This is a genomic window from Paenibacillus sp. JMULE4 (assembly GCF_013337105.1).
In the GTDB taxonomy this organism is placed as follows: Bacteria; Bacillota; Bacilli; order Paenibacillales; family NBRC-103111; genus Paenibacillus_G; species Paenibacillus_G naphthalenovorans.
On sequence record NZ_SGWF01000013.1, the window covers coordinates 174,206 to 190,576 of the forward strand.

At 52.0% G+C, this 16,371-nt stretch carries 19 protein-coding genes; 4 read left to right on the forward strand and 15 right to left on the reverse strand.

What is annotated here, in order from left to right; all coding sequences use genetic code 11:
* Positions 1-102: 102 nt before the first annotated feature.
* The 7 genes from EXW96_RS12355 to EXW96_RS12385 form a co-directional block, all read right to left on the reverse strand.
* The gene (locus EXW96_RS12355) at positions 103-825 is read right to left on the reverse strand and encodes a hypothetical protein (RefSeq protein ID WP_062407820.1); all 723 of its coding nucleotides are present in this window, start codon (positions 823-825) and stop codon (positions 103-105) included.
* Positions 826-958: 133 nt separating this feature from the next.
* Positions 959-1,606, reverse strand: a complete 648-nt coding sequence (gene thiE / locus EXW96_RS12360) for a thiamine phosphate synthase (protein WP_054818037.1) — start codon at positions 1,604-1,606, stop codon at positions 959-961.
* A 1-nt stretch (position 1,607) separates the two neighbouring features.
* A complete protein-coding gene (locus tag EXW96_RS12365) occupies positions 1,608-2,036 on the reverse strand; it encodes a CoA-binding protein (RefSeq protein WP_062407818.1) in 429 nt (142 codons plus the stop codon).
* Positions 2,037-2,058: 22 nt separating this feature from the next.
* Positions 2,059-2,895 (reverse strand): C39 family peptidase, encoded by an 837-nt coding sequence (locus tag EXW96_RS12370; RefSeq protein WP_174350692.1) that lies wholly within the window; start codon positions 2,893-2,895, stop codon positions 2,059-2,061.
* 47 nt (positions 2,896-2,942) lie between these two features.
* On the reverse strand, positions 2,943-4,238 hold the full coding sequence (aroA, locus tag EXW96_RS12375) for a 3-phosphoshikimate 1-carboxyvinyltransferase (RefSeq protein ID WP_074728188.1): 1,296 nt from the start codon (positions 4,236-4,238) through the stop codon (positions 2,943-2,945).
* 15 nt (positions 4,239-4,253) lie between these two features.
* Positions 4,254-4,613 (reverse strand): fluoride efflux transporter CrcB, encoded by a 360-nt coding sequence (gene crcB / locus EXW96_RS12380; RefSeq protein WP_074728190.1) that lies wholly within the window; start codon positions 4,611-4,613, stop codon positions 4,254-4,256.
* Complete coding sequence (locus EXW96_RS12385) at positions 4,613-4,996, reverse strand: FluC/FEX family fluoride channel (RefSeq protein ID WP_174350658.1); 384 nt, start codon at positions 4,994-4,996, stop codon at positions 4,613-4,615. The genes crcB and EXW96_RS12385 overlap by 1 nt, the downstream gene beginning before the upstream one ends.
* Positions 4,997-5,119: 123 nt before the next feature.
* On the opposite strand from EXW96_RS12385, the gene EXW96_RS12390 reads away from it, so the two are divergent.
* Positions 5,120-5,413, forward strand: coding sequence for a rhodanese-like domain-containing protein (locus EXW96_RS12390; RefSeq protein WP_054818034.1), 294 nt, complete (start codon positions 5,120-5,122; stop codon positions 5,411-5,413).
* Here EXW96_RS12390 and EXW96_RS12395 read toward each other — a convergent pair.
* Complete coding sequence (locus EXW96_RS12395; protein ID WP_174350659.1) at positions 5,410-5,916, reverse strand: shikimate kinase; 507 nt, start codon at positions 5,914-5,916, stop codon at positions 5,410-5,412. The genes EXW96_RS12390 and EXW96_RS12395 overlap by 4 nt on opposite strands.
* 167 nt (positions 5,917-6,083) lie before the next feature.
* On the opposite strand from EXW96_RS12395, the gene EXW96_RS12400 reads away from it, so the two are divergent.
* The gene (locus tag EXW96_RS12400; protein WP_062407812.1) at positions 6,084-6,443 is read left to right on the forward strand and encodes a hypothetical protein; all 360 of its coding nucleotides are present in this window, start codon (positions 6,084-6,086) and stop codon (positions 6,441-6,443) included.
* On the opposite strand, the gene gndA is transcribed toward EXW96_RS12400, so the two are convergent.
* The 7 genes from gndA to EXW96_RS12435 form a co-directional block, all read right to left on the reverse strand.
* Entirely contained in the window at positions 6,440-7,852 is a 1,413-nt protein-coding gene (gndA, locus tag EXW96_RS12405) for an NADP-dependent phosphogluconate dehydrogenase (protein ID WP_062407809.1), read from the reverse strand. The genes EXW96_RS12400 and gndA overlap by 4 nt on opposite strands.
* A gap of 67 nt (positions 7,853-7,919) precedes the next feature.
* The gene (locus EXW96_RS12410) at positions 7,920-8,687 is read right to left on the reverse strand and encodes an SDR family oxidoreductase (protein ID WP_171005874.1); all 768 of its coding nucleotides are present in this window, start codon (positions 8,685-8,687) and stop codon (positions 7,920-7,922) included.
* Positions 8,688-8,708: 21 nt separating this feature from the next.
* Complete coding sequence (gene gntK, locus EXW96_RS12415; RefSeq protein ID WP_074728192.1) at positions 8,709-10,268, reverse strand: gluconokinase; 1,560 nt, start codon at positions 10,266-10,268, stop codon at positions 8,709-8,711.
* On the reverse strand, positions 10,269-11,537 hold the full coding sequence (locus tag EXW96_RS12420) for a nickel pincer cofactor-dependent isomerase, group 22 (RefSeq protein ID WP_062407803.1): 1,269 nt from the start codon (positions 11,535-11,537) through the stop codon (positions 10,269-10,271).
* A gap of 8 nt (positions 11,538-11,545) precedes the next feature.
* Entirely contained in the window at positions 11,546-12,556 is a 1,011-nt protein-coding gene (locus EXW96_RS12425; RefSeq protein WP_054818032.1) for a LacI family DNA-binding transcriptional regulator, read from the reverse strand.
* A 181-nt stretch (positions 12,557-12,737) separates the two neighbouring features.
* Positions 12,738-13,334: a hypothetical protein gene (locus tag EXW96_RS12430; protein WP_054818031.1), complete on the reverse strand. Its 597-nt coding sequence runs from the start codon at positions 13,332-13,334 to the stop codon at positions 12,738-12,740.
* Between the two features lie 421 nt (positions 13,335-13,755).
* Positions 13,756-14,652, reverse strand: coding sequence for a stalk domain-containing protein (locus EXW96_RS12435; protein WP_062410870.1), 897 nt, complete (start codon positions 14,650-14,652; stop codon positions 13,756-13,758).
* A gap of 161 nt (positions 14,653-14,813) precedes the next feature.
* Between EXW96_RS12435 and EXW96_RS12440 the strand changes: the two genes are divergently transcribed.
* Positions 14,814-15,653, forward strand: a complete 840-nt coding sequence (locus EXW96_RS12440) for an ABC transporter ATP-binding protein (protein ID WP_062407799.1) — start codon at positions 14,814-14,816, stop codon at positions 15,651-15,653.
* Positions 15,586-16,350, forward strand: coding sequence for an ABC transporter permease (locus EXW96_RS12445; protein ID WP_217437343.1), 765 nt, complete (start codon positions 15,586-15,588; stop codon positions 16,348-16,350). The genes EXW96_RS12440 and EXW96_RS12445 overlap by 68 nt, the downstream gene beginning before the upstream one ends.
* Positions 16,351-16,371: the final 21 nt, after the last annotated feature.

Here is a 16,371-nt window from a genome sequence, read left to right on the forward strand (position 1 = left end):
GTAAGGCTTGGACACTTTTTTTGTCAAACAATGAAATGAAGCCTCCGCAAGAAAAAAAGAGACGGAAATGAATATCCGTCCCTTTTAACCAATCCCGATAAATCAGACTTGATATCTGTTGATGCTGCTGACATTCACCCCGAATTGACTTTGAGACGGCTGTGTGGAGTCCGAGCGCAAATAGGCGTCATGGCCTTGTTGGTCTCCACGGTAGTTCGCCGTGTGATAAGACTGCGGGTTTTGATATTGTCCGTATTGTTGTTGTTGGTTGGAAACGCCGAATTGTTGGCTTATTCCCGCGTTGTACTGGCTGCCGAATTGGCTCGATTGACCGGCAAACCCGCTGTATTGGCTTTGGGACGGCTGGCTGGAATCCGAACGCAGGTAAGCATCATGACCCGCTTGATTCCCGCGGTAGTTCGCCGTATGATAAGACTGCGGGTTCTGGTATTGTCCGTATTGTTGTTGGTTGGAAACGCCGAATTGTTGGCTTATTCCCGCGTTGTACTGGCTGCCGAATTGGCTCGATTGACTGGCAAACCCGCTGTATTGGCTTTGGGACGGCTGACTGGAATCCGAACGCAGGTAAGCATCATGACCCGCTTGATTCCCGCGGTAGTTGGCGGTGTGGTAAGATCCGGCGTTTTGATTAGAACCGAAAGACGAATTCCACTGATTGTTCGTTCCTTGGTTCAAGGATTGGTTATACTGGGATTGAACATAGCCCACCGGTTGGTATTTGGTTTCATACCCGCGGTACTGGGAACCGTAATGAGCTCCTGCCTGATTTTGAACATTGTTTTGGAAGCCCTGTTGATTATACATGAAAATCCTCCTTGAATGAGATTAAGAAGTCTTCCGGTTCCGGCGCACATTCGTCCGTTCTATTCCGAAAGCCTTTCTTATTTTCTTCAAGGAGGATTTTTTTTATAACCTTGCCGGATCTTTTTTTCAATCGTCAGCGTGCGCCAAGCACTTCCAGCTTCAGCCGTTCGGCGGCAAGACGCGGATCCCGGCTATGAACAATGGCGGATACGACGGCTACGCCGTCCGCACCGGCCGCTACAACGGGGGCGGCTTGTCCGTGTCCGATTCCCCCTATGCCAACCATGGGAATGCGGCTCCAGCGCTGCTTGATTTGGCCGAGAAGCCGGGTGCCGATCGGCTCGCCTGCATCGCCTTTGGTCAGTGTGGAGTAGATGGCCCCGACACCCAGATAATCCGCCCCGTTCTGCACTGCCCATTCCACTTCTTCCATCGTCCCTGCGGAGATCCCGACGATGGCGTCCTTGCCCATCAGCCTGCGCGCCTCCGAGCCGGGAAGATCGTCCTGGCCTACATGAACGCCGTCGGCTTCAAGCAGTAAGGCAACGTCTACCCTATCATTAACAATAAAGGGAACGCCGAACTCCCGGCATAATTCCCGGATCGGCCGGGCCTCCTTCAGAACCCGGGATAACGGCGCTTTCTTCTCTCTGAGCTGCAGCATCGTAATGCCGCCTTCCAAAGCAGCCTTCGCCGTTTCAAGGGCGGTTCTTCCCTCATAAGCGTCAAGCCCCATAACCAAATAAACAGCTAAACGATTTTGCAGGTTTTCCCGAAACAACTTACTTCCCTCCAGGCAGCAAAATGGAATCCTCTACCTTGATGCAGCGGTCCATAATCACTTCAAGCCCCCCGGCTTTGGCAATATCCGCCGCTTCTTCATTGTAAATGCCCAACTGCAGCCACAACACCTTAGCTCCGATACGTACCGCTTCCTCAGCCACCGGAACCGTTTGTTCGCTTCTCCGGAAGACGTTGACGATATCGACCGGTTCCGGGATATCCGCCAGCGATTTGTAGCAAGCTTCACCCAGAATCGTACCGTTGACCATCGGATTGACCGGAATGATGCGGTAGCCCTTCTTTTGCATGGCCTCCGACACCATATAAGACTCCCTGTCGGGCTTGTCGGACAAGCCAACCACAGCAATATTCTTTGCATTCACCAATATTTCTTTAATGGCCTCGCGAGACGGATTTTGAAACGGCATCCTGCTCACTCCTTATCACATATTATTTTGTATAGCTGAGCGCCTGGCTCCCCATCGCTTCCCAGATTGCCAAAAATTGTGTTTTTTCAATCTTGTGCTTGCCTTTTCCCGACAGGGGATCATTCACATACACATACTGCTCGTCAAAGCCCACAAGCAATACGGCATGCACCATAAAGGTGGATTGAAACGGTCCGATCGGCGTATCCCATACGACCCATTTGCTCGGCACTTTATAATCGATGGTCGTCCACACCACAGAGGGAATGCCTTGAATCAATTGATCTTCAAGCTTAGAGAACGGCTCCCGCGTCATATCGACAGCCGTGGGCACATACGCCTTCAGCAGGTCGAACAATGCCGTATGATAAATGCTGAAGCCTTTGCCCGCGCCCGTCACCTCTCCGACAAAACCCAGGTTCGGGTTGCCCCAATAAGCGATAGAGCCGTCCTTGTTGTAACGGATCGGAGTTGCATCCCGCTTCATCTCTTTGGCAAGCTCCATCTTCGATTTGTTCACGCCGTAATACTGAAGCAGCATCGTCAGGCTTGTGACCTCGCAGCCGGAAGGGAGCTCCGGAAGCTGGCGGACAACGGGCGCGTCCAGCACGACGCTTTTGGGTCTGGGTTCTGCCGGCTTCTCTACTGCAGCATCGGCGTTATTCCCGCTAGGGGTCGGAGCTCCCTGCGCCGATTGGTCCGCATGGACAACGGGTCCGCTTAAAACGGGTTCATTCAACCATGCCTGTCCGGTGATTTTGCCGTATAACAGGACGGCAAAAACGCCGCTGGCAAACAGCAGTCCCGCAATCAGAAAGAGACCTAACGTAACTTGAATACCTTTCCACAAGATGGTCATCATTTAAACACCGCCTGGCCGCAAACGGATTATTCATCCTGGCTTTTTTATTCCTGTACGAGCTCGATGTTCGCACCCAGAGAGAGGAGATGTTCAAAATATTGCGGGTACGACTTGGCTACATGATGCGCATCGTTAATGACAAGGCCCTTATCCGAACGCAATCCTGCAACCGTCAGCGCCATAATGACGCGGTGATCGTAATGCGCGTTGATTTCCACGCCGCCGGCAATGCCTTGCGGACGACCGTGGACAATGATTTCGCTTTGTCTTTCTTCCACATCCGCGCCCGCCTTGCGCAGCTCGGTTACAAAGTCGGTAATACGGTCGCATTCCTTATAGCGAAGATTCTCGACATTGTAAAAACGGGAAGTGCCTTCGGCAAACAGGGATGCCGCCACCATGGCCAGAACTGCATCGGTAAAATGATCGCCGTCAAACTCACCGGCCTTCAGCTTTTGGCTGCCGCGTACGCGAACGACATCGTTCTCGTGAGTCAAGTTCACGCCCATCGCCCGCAGCACGTCCACCACGGCTCGCTCTCCCTGCTTGCTGTCCTTGGAAAGGCGAAGTACCGAGACATCCGAATTTGTAACACTGGCTGCAGCCAGTATCGCAGCCGATCCCGGATAATCGCCTTGTACTACATACTTTTGCGGCAGATATTGCTGTCTTCCGGGAATTTTGTAATGCATCAGATCGTCGGAAGCTTCGATCCGGATGCCCGCTTGCGCAATCACTTCGAGTGTCTGCCCTACAATGACCTTGGATTTCAAGTCATGAAGCACCGTAATTTCACTGTCTTCCTCCAAAAGCGGCGTCATGAACAAAAGCGAGCTTAAAAATTGCGAGCTGACGTTGCCGGAAACCGTGATCTTGCCGCCGCGCGGCTGCCCGCCGCGGATCGTAATCGGAAGCTTGCCGTCCCGATGCTCCACCTGGACACCCATTTGCTGCAGAGCGTCGATCAAGTCGTCATGAGGTCTTTTTCCGAGTGAGTCCGGATAGGTATTCACAAAGGTCACTTCGGGGCAAAAAGCGGCCACGGACATCAAAAATCGCAGCACAGCCCCCGCATTGCCAACGTTCAGCTCTTTCACATGTTTAGGATTGCGGCCGAAGCCGCGAATCGTCATTTTCTCATCGTCCTCTTCAATCACCGCTCCCAGATCACGGATGCATCGGCGCATCGCATCGCTGTCCTCGCTGTGAGCCGGGTAGTACACGGTGCTCGTTCCATCCGCCAGTGCGCCGATCAGCAAATAGCGAGTCGTGTAATTTTTGGAAGACAGCGCATTGATCGTTCCTTCCAGGCGCGGCGTTGGTTTAACAATTGCTCTCATCGTAAGTATCTCTCCTTATATGATGTATCCTAAATAAACAAAGGCTATCCCCGCCGTATAAGTGAGTCCCATATATATCCAGGCGGAACGCTTGCGGCCTTGCGCCATCAGGTCCCAAGACTCCAGCTTGAAAGTGGAAAATGTGGTGAAAGCCCCGAGAAATCCGCTTCCGAGCAGAGCCATCATCCGGGTATCCGCCCCATGGCCCCATAGCCAGCCGAGCAAAAAGGCTCCCAGGACATTAACTGAAAGCGTACCGTAAGGAATCGGGCCGGGAAACCGCTTGGCGATCCTCCCGCTCATCCAATATCGGCTGATCGCTCCCCCGAAGCCTCCAGCGGCCACCAAAACCATATACAGCAATGTATTCGACATCACTCGGCAGAACCCCTTTTCGCAAACAGGACATGGGAACGTCGGCCAAGATGAACGCACAACAGCCCGCCCCATAAGCTGATCAAAAAGTAAACCGCGGTGCTTGCATACTGTCCGTGCCCAAGCAATTCAAAAAACTCCCAGCTTAGGGTGGAAAACGTCGTGAACGATCCGATAAATCCCGTCGTCACGGCAGCTCTGATCCGGGGATACCGGCCCAGTCTCACAGAATAAGCGAATCGGCCCAGCAGCAAACAACCGGCAAGATTGCACAGCAGCGTCCCCCAAGGGAAATGTGAGTTCCCATGGTTTAAAGCAAGAGACATCCCGTAGCGGGCCAAGGCTCCGGCCACACCCGCCAGACCTATGTATACTGCTGTCATCTCTATATCCCTCCTGGTGTGCGGCATGAATAGGTTTGACACAGCTTCTATTTTTTCATTATGATGAAATCGTTATGATGAATTCATTCGCCATAAGGCTATCCCCATAAGGAGGACTATTCCATGCAGACGATCACTCCAGCAGAAGTCAAACAGCGAATCGAGAGCGGCGAGAAGCTTTTTATTCTTGATGTCCGCGAACCGGAAGAAATCGCTCTCGGGATGATTCCGGGCGCGAAGTCGATTCCCCTCATGCAAATTCCCGAACGGCTTGCGGAAATTCCGCAGGATGGAGAAACGATTCTCGTCTGCCGCAGCGGCAACCGAAGCGGCAGAGCCTATGAATACCTGGAAGCGCAAGGCTTCAAAGGACTCAAAAACATGACCGGCGGGATGCTGGAATGGGAAACGCTCTAAGCGTTTCCTATTCTGCTGCATATGATCTCGACGATACGGTCTACCGGTAAGCCATCCGTATCCACCTTCAAATCCGCAAAGTCGTAAGCATGTTCCCTGCTTTTCGCAATGTGTTTTACCCGTTCCTCCAGATGACCTTGAAGAAGCGGGCGGTTTTGATCCCCTTTAACGCGCTCGATAATAGTCTCTACCGAGGCAAAGAGAGCAACGACAAACCCGTTCTCTTTCATGGCAAGGCGGTTCAGTTCAAGCAGTACCGCTCCGCCGCCCGTAGAGACAACCTGCTCGCTTCGCTTCAGCACATTCCCTATGATTTCGCTTTCCGCCTTCCGAAACGCCTCTTCTCCCAACTTGGCAAACATGTCGCTGATGCTCATGCCTTGGCTTCTTACGATCTCTGAATCCGTGTCGACATAGGTCCAGCCCAACTTGGCGGACAGCGCTTGTCCTACTGTCGATTTGCCCGATCCCATCAAACCGACCAGTACAATATTGCGGTTCATTTCCATGCTGCACCTCTGGCTAAAGTCTTTAAACTTACCCTATCATATCACAGCTTGTCCCAACGTGAATAGAAAGTTTAGTGAACACATATGATGGATGTGAATAAATCCCAGCTTAAACAGTCAAGCTGATAATGCTGTATAGCTGCGAAAGGAGATCCTTTATTATGGTACCCGATGCCCTCTCGAACCCGAAGGTTCCCGCACCCTTGGCAACAGATCTGAAGCTCCAGCAAATCTTAGATTCTTCCACGCCCCTTTGCAAGGAAGACATTGTCTGGATGCTCGAATTCATTAAAAAAAAGGTGGCCGAGGAAGATCCGAATTTAAAAGATCTTTCCCAGCCACGACTACTTCAAAACTTTCGCTATTTTGCTGAAATCGCCCTGATGCTGATTCAACGGCGCAACGGATTCGATCAGGATGCCGACCGGCTGAAGCTTTGGCTGGCCGAGGCCTCTTACGGATTGCATCCGGCCAGAACCCGTTCGCTCAGGCAGGCCGCTCTAAATGATGAGAAGGCTTAGTTTTCCATCCATTGGTAATGGAAGGTTCCTTCTTTGTCCACGCGCTTGAACGTATGAGCTCCAAAATAGTCCCGCTGCGCTTGCAGCAGATTAGCAGGCAGACGCTCCGTCCGATAGCTGTCGTAATAGGCCAGCGCGGAAGCGAAGGCTGGCACCGGAATGCCGCGGCTAATGGCGGTCGCCACCACGGTTCTCCATGCTTCCTGATAGTTTTCCACGATCCCCTTGAAGTACTCGTCAAGCAGAAGGTTTTTAAGTTCCGGATTGCGGTCATACGCATCCTTGATGTTTTGCAGGAATCGGGCGCGGATAATGCAGCCGCCGCGGAAAATCATGGCGATGTTGCCGTATTGCAGATCCCATCCGTATTCTTCGCTTGCGGCTCTCATTTGAGCGAAGCCCTGTGCGTAGGAGCAAATTTTGCTCGCATACAGCGCTTTGCGCACGGCTTCGATAAATTCCTTGCGGTCGCCTTCGAATACTGCCAGCTTCGGACCGTTAAGCACCTTGCTTGCGGCCACCCGTTCTTCTTTCATGGCGGAAAGGAAGCGGGAAAATACCGACTCGGTGATGATGGAAAGCGGCACGCCGAGATCAAGTGCGCTTTGGCTGGTCCATTTGCCTGTTCCCTTTTGGCCGGCCGAGTCGAGAATGACATCAACCATCGGTTTGCCCGTTTCCTGATCATATTTGGTGAAAATATCCGCCGTAATCTCAATCAGATAGCTGTCCAATTCGCCTTTGTTCCAGTCGGCGAATATTTCATGAAGCTCCCGAGTATTAACGCCCAGGACGTCCTTCAGCAGCTGATAAGCTTCGCAAATCAACTGCATATCTCCATACTCAATTCCGTTATGCACCATTTTGACGTAGTGGCCAGCGCCGTCCGGACCAATGTATGTGCAGCAAGGGTCGCCGTTTACTTTAGCGGAAATGGCTGTCAGAATCGGAGCCACCAACTCGTAGGCATCCTTCTGTCCTCCTGGCATAATCGCCGGTCCTTTCAAAGCGCCTTCTTCGCCACCCGATACGCCGGTACCGATAAAACGGAGGCCGTGCGCCTGCAATTCTTTATTACGGCGCTGCGTGTCCGGGAAGAACGCGTTGCCGCCGTCGATGATAATATCCCCCTGCTCAAGATGGGGAATCAACTGATTAATCGTATCGTCGGTCGCCTTTCCGGCTTGGACCATGATCAAGATTTTACGCGGTTTCTCAAGCGAAGCGACGAATTCCTCAATGCTGTATGTACCGACCAATCGCTTGCCCGGCGATTCGGACAACAGCGCATCGGTTTTTTCGCGGGAACGGTTGTATACGGAAACGCTGAATCCTCTGCTTTCGATATTCAAAGCCAAATTCTTGCCCATGACAGCAAGTCCGATTACGCCAACCTGTTGTTTCGACATAAGTCTCTCTCTTCCTTCCTTATCCTTATTGAATTGCTGACGATTTCAAAAAGAAAAGCAGCTCTCTCTAGATCGTCATCGCCCCGAAGCCCCCGTCCACCCGAAGAAGGGCTCCCGTAACAAAGCCGGACGCCTTCTCCGAGGCCAAATACACGGCAGCCCCCTGAAGCTCCTCCGCTTCGCCGAACCGGTTCATCGGCGTGTGCCTCATGATCGCATCAACCCGGTCGGGCGACAGGATCTTACGGTTCTGCTCAGCCGGGAAGAAGCCTGGAATAATAGCGTTCACGCGCACTCGCGCCGGCGCAAATTCGCGCGCCAAAAACTGCGTCACGTTGTTGACCGCCGCTTTGGAAGCGGAATAAGTGAATACGCGGGAGAGCGGAGGCTCGGAGGAAACGGAGGAAATATTGATGATGCTGCCTCCCTCGCCTTTATCAACCATATGCTTCCCAAAAATTTGACAAGCCAACACCACGCTTTTCAGATTTACATCCATGATCGCATCCCATTCGTCCATCTGCAGCTCAAAGAACGGCGTCGGGCTGTTCATTCCGGGACAGTTCATCAGCACGTCGCAGCGGCCCGTCCAAGCCAGAACCTCCGACAATACCCGCCTCAGATCGTCTGCGTTGGTCGCGTCGGCAGAGAAGCATCGCGCTTTACCTCCCGCCTCCTCCACACGCTTGGCCACCTCTTCGGATTTCTCCATGTTGCGTCCTACAATCGCCACATCCGCGCCGTGTCCGCCCAAGCCGACCGCCATGGCGCCGCCCAAAGTACTGTTGCCGCCGATGATGACGGCTGTTTTTCCCGTAAGATCGAATAAATTCATGCTCATGGTCGAAAAGCCCCCTTAGGATTGCGTGTGCGTCAATTGGAAAGCGGCGATGGCATCAAACTCGTCCTTCAACTGATGGTACACACGATTATAAATTTTTGTCAACTGTCGATATATTTCGTGGTTCCGCTCACTGGCCTGAAGCGACTGTTCCACATGCATCCAATCATGCACGCTGGAGAAGTCTGCAATCTCTCCAAGCGCCAGCATGCCTAACTGGGCCGCCCCGAGACCGGAACTCTCAATGGTATTCGGTACGGCGACGTCCGTGCCAAGCACATCGGCCATCATCTGCAGCCAGAAAGGCGATCTTGCAAACCCTCCCGAGGCGCGCACTTCCCTGGTCGGACCGCCCAGTTCCTCAAGAGCCTTCACGACCGAATGGATCCGGTACATGACGCCTTCGAGCACGGCGCGAATCATGTGTTTCTTCTGATGATACAAGGATAATCCGAAAAAGACGCCGCGAGCATTCGCGTTCCAATAAGGCGCGCGTTCTCCGGACAGCAGCGGAAGAAAGATCAATCCGTCCGAGCCCGCAGATACTTCGCGCGCCAGCGCCGTTAAGTAATCATACGGATCCATTCCGCGGCGCCGGCCTTCTTCCGCTTCCGCCGTGGCTAACTGGTCTCGCACCCAGCGGAACATGATGCCGCCGTTGTTGATCGCCCCTCCGACGACCCAGAAATCCTCCTTTAAGGCATAGCAGAACAACCGGCCTTGCGGATCTGTCACCGGCTCGCGCACGACGCCTCTCACAGCGCCGCTTGTCCCTATAGTCACGGCATACACTCCCTGGTCCAGGGCTCCTACGCCGAGGTTCGCCAGAACGCCGTCGGAAGCCCCCACTACAAATGGAGTATCTTCCGCGAGCCCCATCGAAGCCGCAGCATTCGCGTTCATGCCCTGCAGGATGCAGGTCGTGGGTACCGGGTCAGACAGCTGTTCGCGTCGAACGCCGCAGGCCGCGAGCGCTCCTTCGTCCCATTCCAGCCTGCGCAGATTGAACAACCCCGTGGCGCTGGCTATGGAATAATCGATGACCAGCTTACCGAACAGCCTGGCAAATACATATTCTTTAATTCCGATAAATTTGTAGGCCTGATCGAACAGGTCGGGCCGATGGTCGCGGAACCACATCAGCTTAAGCAGCGGGGACATCGGATGAATCGGCGTTCCCGTATTCCGGTAAATATCAAGTCCATTTAACTCTTCTTTCAGCACCTTCACGTAAGCTGCACTGCGGTTATCCGCCCAAGTGATGCAGCGTGTCAGCGGCCGCAGTTCCTTATCCACCGCCATCAGACTGTGCATCGCCGAGCTGAACGATACACACAGCACCTGCCCCGGCAGAACGGCGGCTTTGCGTACCACCGTACGAACAGCGGTCAGCACCGCTTGGAATATTTCATCCGGATCCTGCTCGGCCATATCAGGCGCAGGCGTAAACAAAGGATATTCCACGGAATGAGAAGCAAGCACTCTGCCGCTCCGGTCGATCACAAGCGTTTTGGTGCTCGTGGTGCCGATATCCGCTGAAATGATATAAGGCTTTTGTACTGACGAACCAATCATTTAAATCAAGTTCCCTTCCTTGTTGAATGGCAAGTCGTATGGTTCGGTTAAAATCTCAATGTCCGGATGAAGCCTTGCTTCTTCCAGCAAATTCACGGAAATCTCGATTTCACCGAGGTGCAGCGTGTCTTGAATCCGTACCAAGCGGCATTTGGTATAATCCAGAATGTTGCATGTTTTTATTGCGGCTTTGATGGCGTAAAAATCGTTTTCGAGCGTCGTCGCAATTTTGGTCGGCGCACAAACGGTAGACGTCAGGCCATTGGCATACGTGGCAGCCAGATCCATTTTATCCACCAGGCGCTGGGTTGTAAAATCGGCCGTTCCCACCCCGTTTGCATTGCCTTTGGTCTCCGGCGTCGTATCGAGGACAACCATCTTGGATACGTCCGGTCCGCCATGCGCATAAGGCGTAGGATAGCGGCCGGTCACGTTCGGGTCCATGCCGTCTCCGCTAATATTTTTTCCGATATAATCAATGACCAGCACATCGATTTGATCGAATAAAATTTTAGGCAGCCGTGCTTTGGCGATCTTCAATAGTTCGATCTCGCGCTCCTCGATTTGCTCCGCGGGCAGAACCTCGACGATACACGTTTGGTCATAGGCGTTCTCAACCAGCGCAATTCCGAATACGATCGGCAGTTTGTCCAGCATAATGCGCGCCATGGCAGGCACATTCTCCGCCATATATTTAAATCCGAGCTGATGGCACGCTTCCGCCCCCTTCTGTTTGCCGAGGCCGATGGAAATCATTTTCATAATTCCGCTTTCGATCGGCCCGCGGAAGGCGGTGTGCGGTTTCACACGGTTAATAACGATAATCGCGTCCGCTTCCGAAGCATACTTGTCCACATACACCGGCAGACCGTTGGGAAGCTGATCGATCTTCACCACTTCCATGGAGGAACGGATCGGCGCGCCCATCGCTTCCTCGGTTATGCCAAGGTGATGGAGCACCTCCCTCTGCCCCTCAGCCGTTGCTCCTCCGTGGCTTCCCATGCACGGAACGATAAACGGGTGCGCTCCCGCCTGTTTAATCGCATCTATCGTCGTTTTGGTCAACGCGGCGATATTAGCCACGCCCCGGCTGCCCACAGCGACGGCGACCTGCTGCCCCGGCTTGATTCGGTCGATCGCCCCGGGCTTCCCAAGCTCTTTAACCAACTCTTCGACCGGATTCTCCAGCTTGTCTCCATTGAATTTTTGCCGGATCTTGACTACTTGCGGAATCGGGATATCTTGAAGCAGTTCTCTTAATATGCTCATTGCTCTTGTCAGCCTCCTGCGATGGTTTTGACAGAGTCCCGGATGACGAGCTCCGTGTGAAAGTAGACGGTCTCATGCTCCAATTGCTTGCTTTCAATAAACGCAAGCAATTTTGCCGCCCCCGCCCGGCTCATCTCTTCGATCGGTCTTCTGATCGTCGTCAAAGCCGGCGTCATGAAAGCGGAGAACAGTTGATCGTCGAAACCGACGACCGAAAGGTCGTCCGGCACCTTGAGCCCGCGTTCGGTTATGGCTTTCACGGCCCCGAGAGCCATATCGTCATTGCAGCAAAATACGGCTGTGGGACGCTCCGGCAGATCCAGCAGCCGGTTCATCGCGGCATAGCCGCTTTCCAGATCATAATTTCCCTGCGCCGACATAGCTTCTGAAAACGCCACATGATATTTCCTTAGCGCTTCAAGATAACCGTCGCGGCGGGATTGAGTCGATTTGAAGCCTTCCTTGCCTTCAATAATGGCAATTCTGCGGTGCCCCTGTTGAATTAAATACTCCGTCATCCGAAAGGCTCCGCTTTGATCGTCCGGCACAACATTCATGACCTGGACGTCCTCGATTTCACGGTTCAATACGATAAGCGGAATGCCTTTCTCCGCGGCATATTCAATGAACGGCTGGTCGCTTGCGCTTTGGCTCATCACGATAATGCCGTCGAAGCTTTTCCGGTTCACCTGATGAAAGCTTTTGTAGTCGTCGATCCCGCGAACGATCAAATTATATTCATCTTTAATGACGTCATTCACGCCTTTGATCGCCTCGTACAAAAATCCTGCGGAAGTACCCGTACGCAGAGTCGAAAAAAACAGCCCCAGGTTGTAGGAACGATCCAGCACCAAACTGCGGGCGCTGTAATTGGGCGTGTACTGCAGGCTTCCGGCAATCGCTTTGATCCGTTCCTTCGTTTCCGGATTAATCAGCGGACTGTCGTTCAGCGCCCGGGAAACGGTTGTGTGCGATACGCCGGCCAGCTTGGCGATATCCTTGATCGTAACGCTGCTCATAATCCAACCACCTCTTTGCTGTAATCATAACACAGAATTGCACACGTTAACAATGCTCTTTTTATTCATCTTTCTTTCGTCTCGCGGACCTCTTTTTACCGTTCCTTTCCGCTGCATTCTTCATTCAGGCTGACATACGAAACGGCCCGTGCGGATACACAGGCCGTTTCACATTTCGTATTCACATTTCAAGCAGTAGCATTTCATGCCTTAGCTCCTTCAACCTTTCTTTACATGCATCGGCGGTTTCGCGGTCTCCGTTCTGCAGCGCTTCGTGCAGAACGGCCAGTTCGTAATCAAGCTCCAGCCTCAACACCGGGATACGTTCATCCGGACGTCTGGAACGGAACGCCTGCATCATTTCCTCCACCGTTACGACAGGTTCTTTTTGGAATAACACTTTATGCTCCACCCCCGAGATTTCCACCATCCGAATGATTTGGCCGAACATGATGTTTTCGATCAGGATTTGCCGGTCTTTAAAGCGTTTGACGACAGCATGACCTCGTGTATCCCCGATCATTTTCTCCATGAGCTCCGCGAGCTTCTCATCCTTAAAGGAGTAGTTGCCAACAATCTTGTACCTTTCTCCTATCCTTTGGAATTTTAATTTTACCAGCTTGCGGCCGGTCCGGATGGAAACGATAAATTGCTGATCACTTTCATTCCAATACAAGGAATAACCTTCTTGTATAAGTGTTTTGATGAAGTTACGGATTAGCCGACGATCAAATCGTAACTCAAGGTTGCAATATTCCACTTCATGACTTTTACTCACGGCAATCCCTCCTCAGGTAGAATAGCAAGAACAAAGTTTCATCGGTTGCGTTGAACATTGCTGGGTCAGACATTGTCTATGATAACGACGAGTAGCGGATCCAACCTGCAATATCTTTGATAGAATTTTCTGATTTTTCTGTTTCTTAGTTCTATCTTATTATGAATCATATGTTTTAGCAACTTGGATTATTGTCTTTTTTACGAAATTCGAACCTAATTTTTTGAAAGGCCTGGCACAGGGAAACAAGAGGAAGGAGAAACTGAGGCCGATAAACAACGGAAGGCTTGTAAAACAAAACATCGCCCAGGAGCTGTTTCCTGAGCGAGAACGTGTTGAATTTATCCTATTGCGGTACAACGCTATATACCGGGTTGTATAGACGGCAAGCGGTAACGCTTCATCGGGAGTCTCGGGAAACTTAAGGATTCTCCCGCTTGATCGCTTCGTCCTCCAGATCCGTCTTCGAGTAAATATTCACTGTATAGCTCGTATTCAGCCAATCGGAGTTTTTATTCACCTTAAGCCGGTCTTTCCAATAGCGTTCGAAAACGTAGCCATCCTGCGCGCGTACCGTTTCCAGATAGTAATAATCGTACATATCCTCTTCGCCTGTTACTTTATCGATAATGATCGGCTTTCTATACATATATATGTTGTCGTAATTCGCGACAAGGGTGTTTTTAACATGGCTCCGCAGCATTTTCAGCTTCTCGGGATGAAGCTCCCCATTGATGACATACGATTCGTAGTCGGCGGAATACACCTGTTCAGGGGTCTCACGCAGCCTTTTATTCAATTCGCTCTCACTGATGAATAATGCGCCTGTCAAGCGCTCCTTGGCCTTATTCAGACCGTTGGTGTCTATACCCATTCGCTTGACGTCCGACTCCCGGTAATACGGGGCATAGTTGGTCGAACTGTTGTTGTATGTAATCAGCATCGGGTATTCCGCCCCGAGATATTTCAGTGTGATGGAATACGGATTATAGAGCTCGATGGATTCATAGTTCGGATTCCGCTCCTCCACCTTCTGCTCCGGGTTGATCCGGCTGTTAATATAAATCGTTTTGGTCTCGCCCCTCCACAAGACGTTGGCCCCCATCAGGCGTCCCAGTTCAGCTAAAGGCAAATAGCTTTTGTCTTCATAAATCAGCGGCGGGCCCGACAATTGAACAGGCTTGCCGTCCAGCACCAACCGGAAATCCGGACGCAAATAAGCCTCCACCTTCTGCAGCACATCCTCTGCATATACCCCTGCGGTAAAAGTGCTCCCCATTAAAGCTGCCATCCAAAAAACGCGTTTAATCCGATTCATCGTCATTCAAACCTTTCTATTCATAAGGAAAATAATGGACATACTTATATACAATACGACATATTTCTGTCGAAATCCTGCAAAAAATGGTGTTGACAAGACTTTTAATTCCTATAAAATTAGTTGGTATGATTGTTCGCATATCAAGGAGAGTGACCACGTTGATTGAAATCAAAAACGTCAGCAAAACGTTTCATCAGCGCACGGGAGGCACCTTTACGGCCATAGACAATGTATCGCTCACGATCAACAAAGGCGAATTCGTTTCGCTGCTCGGACCTTCCGGCTGCGGCAAATCGACCTTGTTGAATCTCGTTGCCGGACTGGAGCAAGCCGAGCAAGGGACGATTACCGTGAATGGAAAACCGTGCAGTACGCCGGGGCCCGACCGCGTCGTTGTGTTTCAGGAACATGCGCTGTTTCCATGGCTGACGGTTCTCGATAACGTAGCCTTCGGTTTAAAACAAAAAGGCATAGGAAAAAAAGAACGCGAAGCTTTGGCAATGGAGCAGATTAAAGCGGTACACCTCAGCAAGTTTGCCGACCGTTATCCCCATGAGCTCTCCGGAGGTATGAAGCAGCGGGCGGCCATAGCCCGCGCGCTGGCTATGGACCCTGAAATTTTATTGATGGACGAGCCTTTCGCGGCGCTGGACGAGCAGACCCGACTGATTTTGCATAAAGAATTAGAAGAAATCTGGATGCGCACGCGCAAGACCATTCTGTTTATTACGCATAATATCCGGGAAGCGGTTGTCCTCTCGGACCGTGTGCTCGTCATGTCGACCCGACCGGGCACGATTAAGAAAGAGTTCGCCGTGAGGGCGGCTCGTCCCCGGGATTACTCCGATTCCGTCTTGCACCACGTAGAAGCCAGCGTTATGGAAGCGTTGGCCGATGAACTTGAAAAAGTGGTAAAGGAGGAGATGGGCGATGAGTACAGCATTAAGAAGAAGCCTCTTTCTGATTCTTCTGCTGATAGCATGGGAAGCGGGATATAGAATTTTCGACTGGGGCTGGAAGTTCCCTTCCGTGCTTCAGACCTTCCAGGCATTCTATGACGGGCTGGTTCACGGACAGCTGCTGGAGGCTACCTATCAAAGTTTGAAGAGACTTCTGATGGCCTTTATTCTGGCGATCGTGGTCGGCACGGTGCTCGGCTTTTTGTTCGCGCGCTATCGTCTTATTGACGATACGATCGGCTTTCTGGTCGTTGCGCTACAGACGATTCCGAGCATCGCCTGGCTCCCGTTTGCGATTATCTGGTTTGGCATGAGCGATTTTGCCGTAATCTTTATCACCACGCTCGGGGCGACCTGGACCATGGCCATGGCGAGCCGGACCGGGATCAAGAACATTCCGACCCTTTATATTAAGGCAGCGCAAACGATGGGCACCGGGAATGGACTGCGGATGTTCTATCAGGTGATGGTCCCCGCCGCTTTCCCCCATATGATGACTGGTGTGCGCGTTGCCTGGGCGTTTGCCTGGCGGGCGCTGGTTGCCGGCGAATTGATCGCCAAAGGCGTGGGGCTTGGCCAACTGCTTCAGGACGGACGCAATCTGGCGGATACGGCGCTGATGCTTTGCATCGTCATTATCATCGCTGTGCTGGGTACGATATCCGACCATTTCTGCTTCAAGCGTCTGGAGGATAAGCTGCTGGTCCGTTATGGCCTGATCAGCACCAAAAAATAAGGATCTTATCGATCCGGTCAC

What these genes read in the sequence shown, in the direction of transcription:
- EXW96_RS12355 (WP_062407820.1), bottom strand. Translation starts at nt 825, where the DNA reads ATGTATAATCAACAGGGCTTCCAAAACAATGTTCAAAATCAGGCAGGA.
- EXW96_RS12365 (WP_062407818.1), bottom strand. Translation starts at nt 2,036, where the DNA reads ATGCCGTTTCAAAATCCGTCTCGCGAGGCCATTAAAGAAATATTGGTG.
- EXW96_RS12370 (WP_174350692.1), bottom strand. Translation starts at nt 2,895, where the DNA reads ATGACCATCTTGTGGAAAGGTATTCAAGTTACGTTAGGTCTCTTTCTG.
- aroA (WP_074728188.1), bottom strand. Translation starts at nt 4,238, where the DNA reads ATGAGAGCAATTGTTAAACCAACGCCGCGCCTGGAAGGAACGATCAAT.
- crcB (WP_074728190.1), bottom strand. Translation starts at nt 4,613, where the DNA reads ATGTCGAATACATTGCTGTATATGGTTTTGGTGGCCGCTGGAGGCTTC.
- EXW96_RS12385 (WP_174350658.1), bottom strand. Translation starts at nt 4,996, where the DNA reads ATGACAGCAGTATACATAGGTCTGGCGGGTGTGGCCGGAGCCTTGGCC.
- EXW96_RS12390 (WP_054818034.1), top strand. Translation starts at nt 5,120, where the DNA reads ATGCAGACGATCACTCCAGCAGAAGTCAAACAGCGAATCGAGAGCGGC.
- EXW96_RS12395 (WP_174350659.1), bottom strand. Translation starts at nt 5,916, where the DNA reads ATGAACCGCAATATTGTACTGGTCGGTTTGATGGGATCGGGCAAATCG.
- EXW96_RS12400 (WP_062407812.1), top strand. Translation starts at nt 6,084, where the DNA reads ATGGTACCCGATGCCCTCTCGAACCCGAAGGTTCCCGCACCCTTGGCA.
- gndA (WP_062407809.1), bottom strand. Translation starts at nt 7,852, where the DNA reads ATGTCGAAACAACAGGTTGGCGTAATCGGACTTGCTGTCATGGGCAAG.
- EXW96_RS12410 (WP_171005874.1), bottom strand. Translation starts at nt 8,687, where the DNA reads ATGAATTTATTCGATCTTACGGGAAAAACAGCCGTCATCATCGGCGGC.
- gntK (WP_074728192.1), bottom strand. Translation starts at nt 10,268, where the DNA reads ATGATTGGTTCGTCAGTACAAAAGCCTTATATCATTTCAGCGGATATC.
- EXW96_RS12420 (WP_062407803.1), bottom strand. Translation starts at nt 11,537, where the DNA reads ATGAGCATATTAAGAGAACTGCTTCAAGATATCCCGATTCCGCAAGTA.
- EXW96_RS12425 (WP_054818032.1), bottom strand. Translation starts at nt 12,556, where the DNA reads ATGAGCAGCGTTACGATCAAGGATATCGCCAAGCTGGCCGGCGTATCG.
- EXW96_RS12435 (WP_062410870.1), bottom strand. Translation starts at nt 14,652, where the DNA reads ATGAATCGGATTAAACGCGTTTTTTGGATGGCAGCTTTAATGGGGAGC.
- EXW96_RS12445 (WP_217437343.1), top strand. Translation starts at nt 15,586, where the DNA reads ATGAGTACAGCATTAAGAAGAAGCCTCTTTCTGATTCTTCTGCTGATA.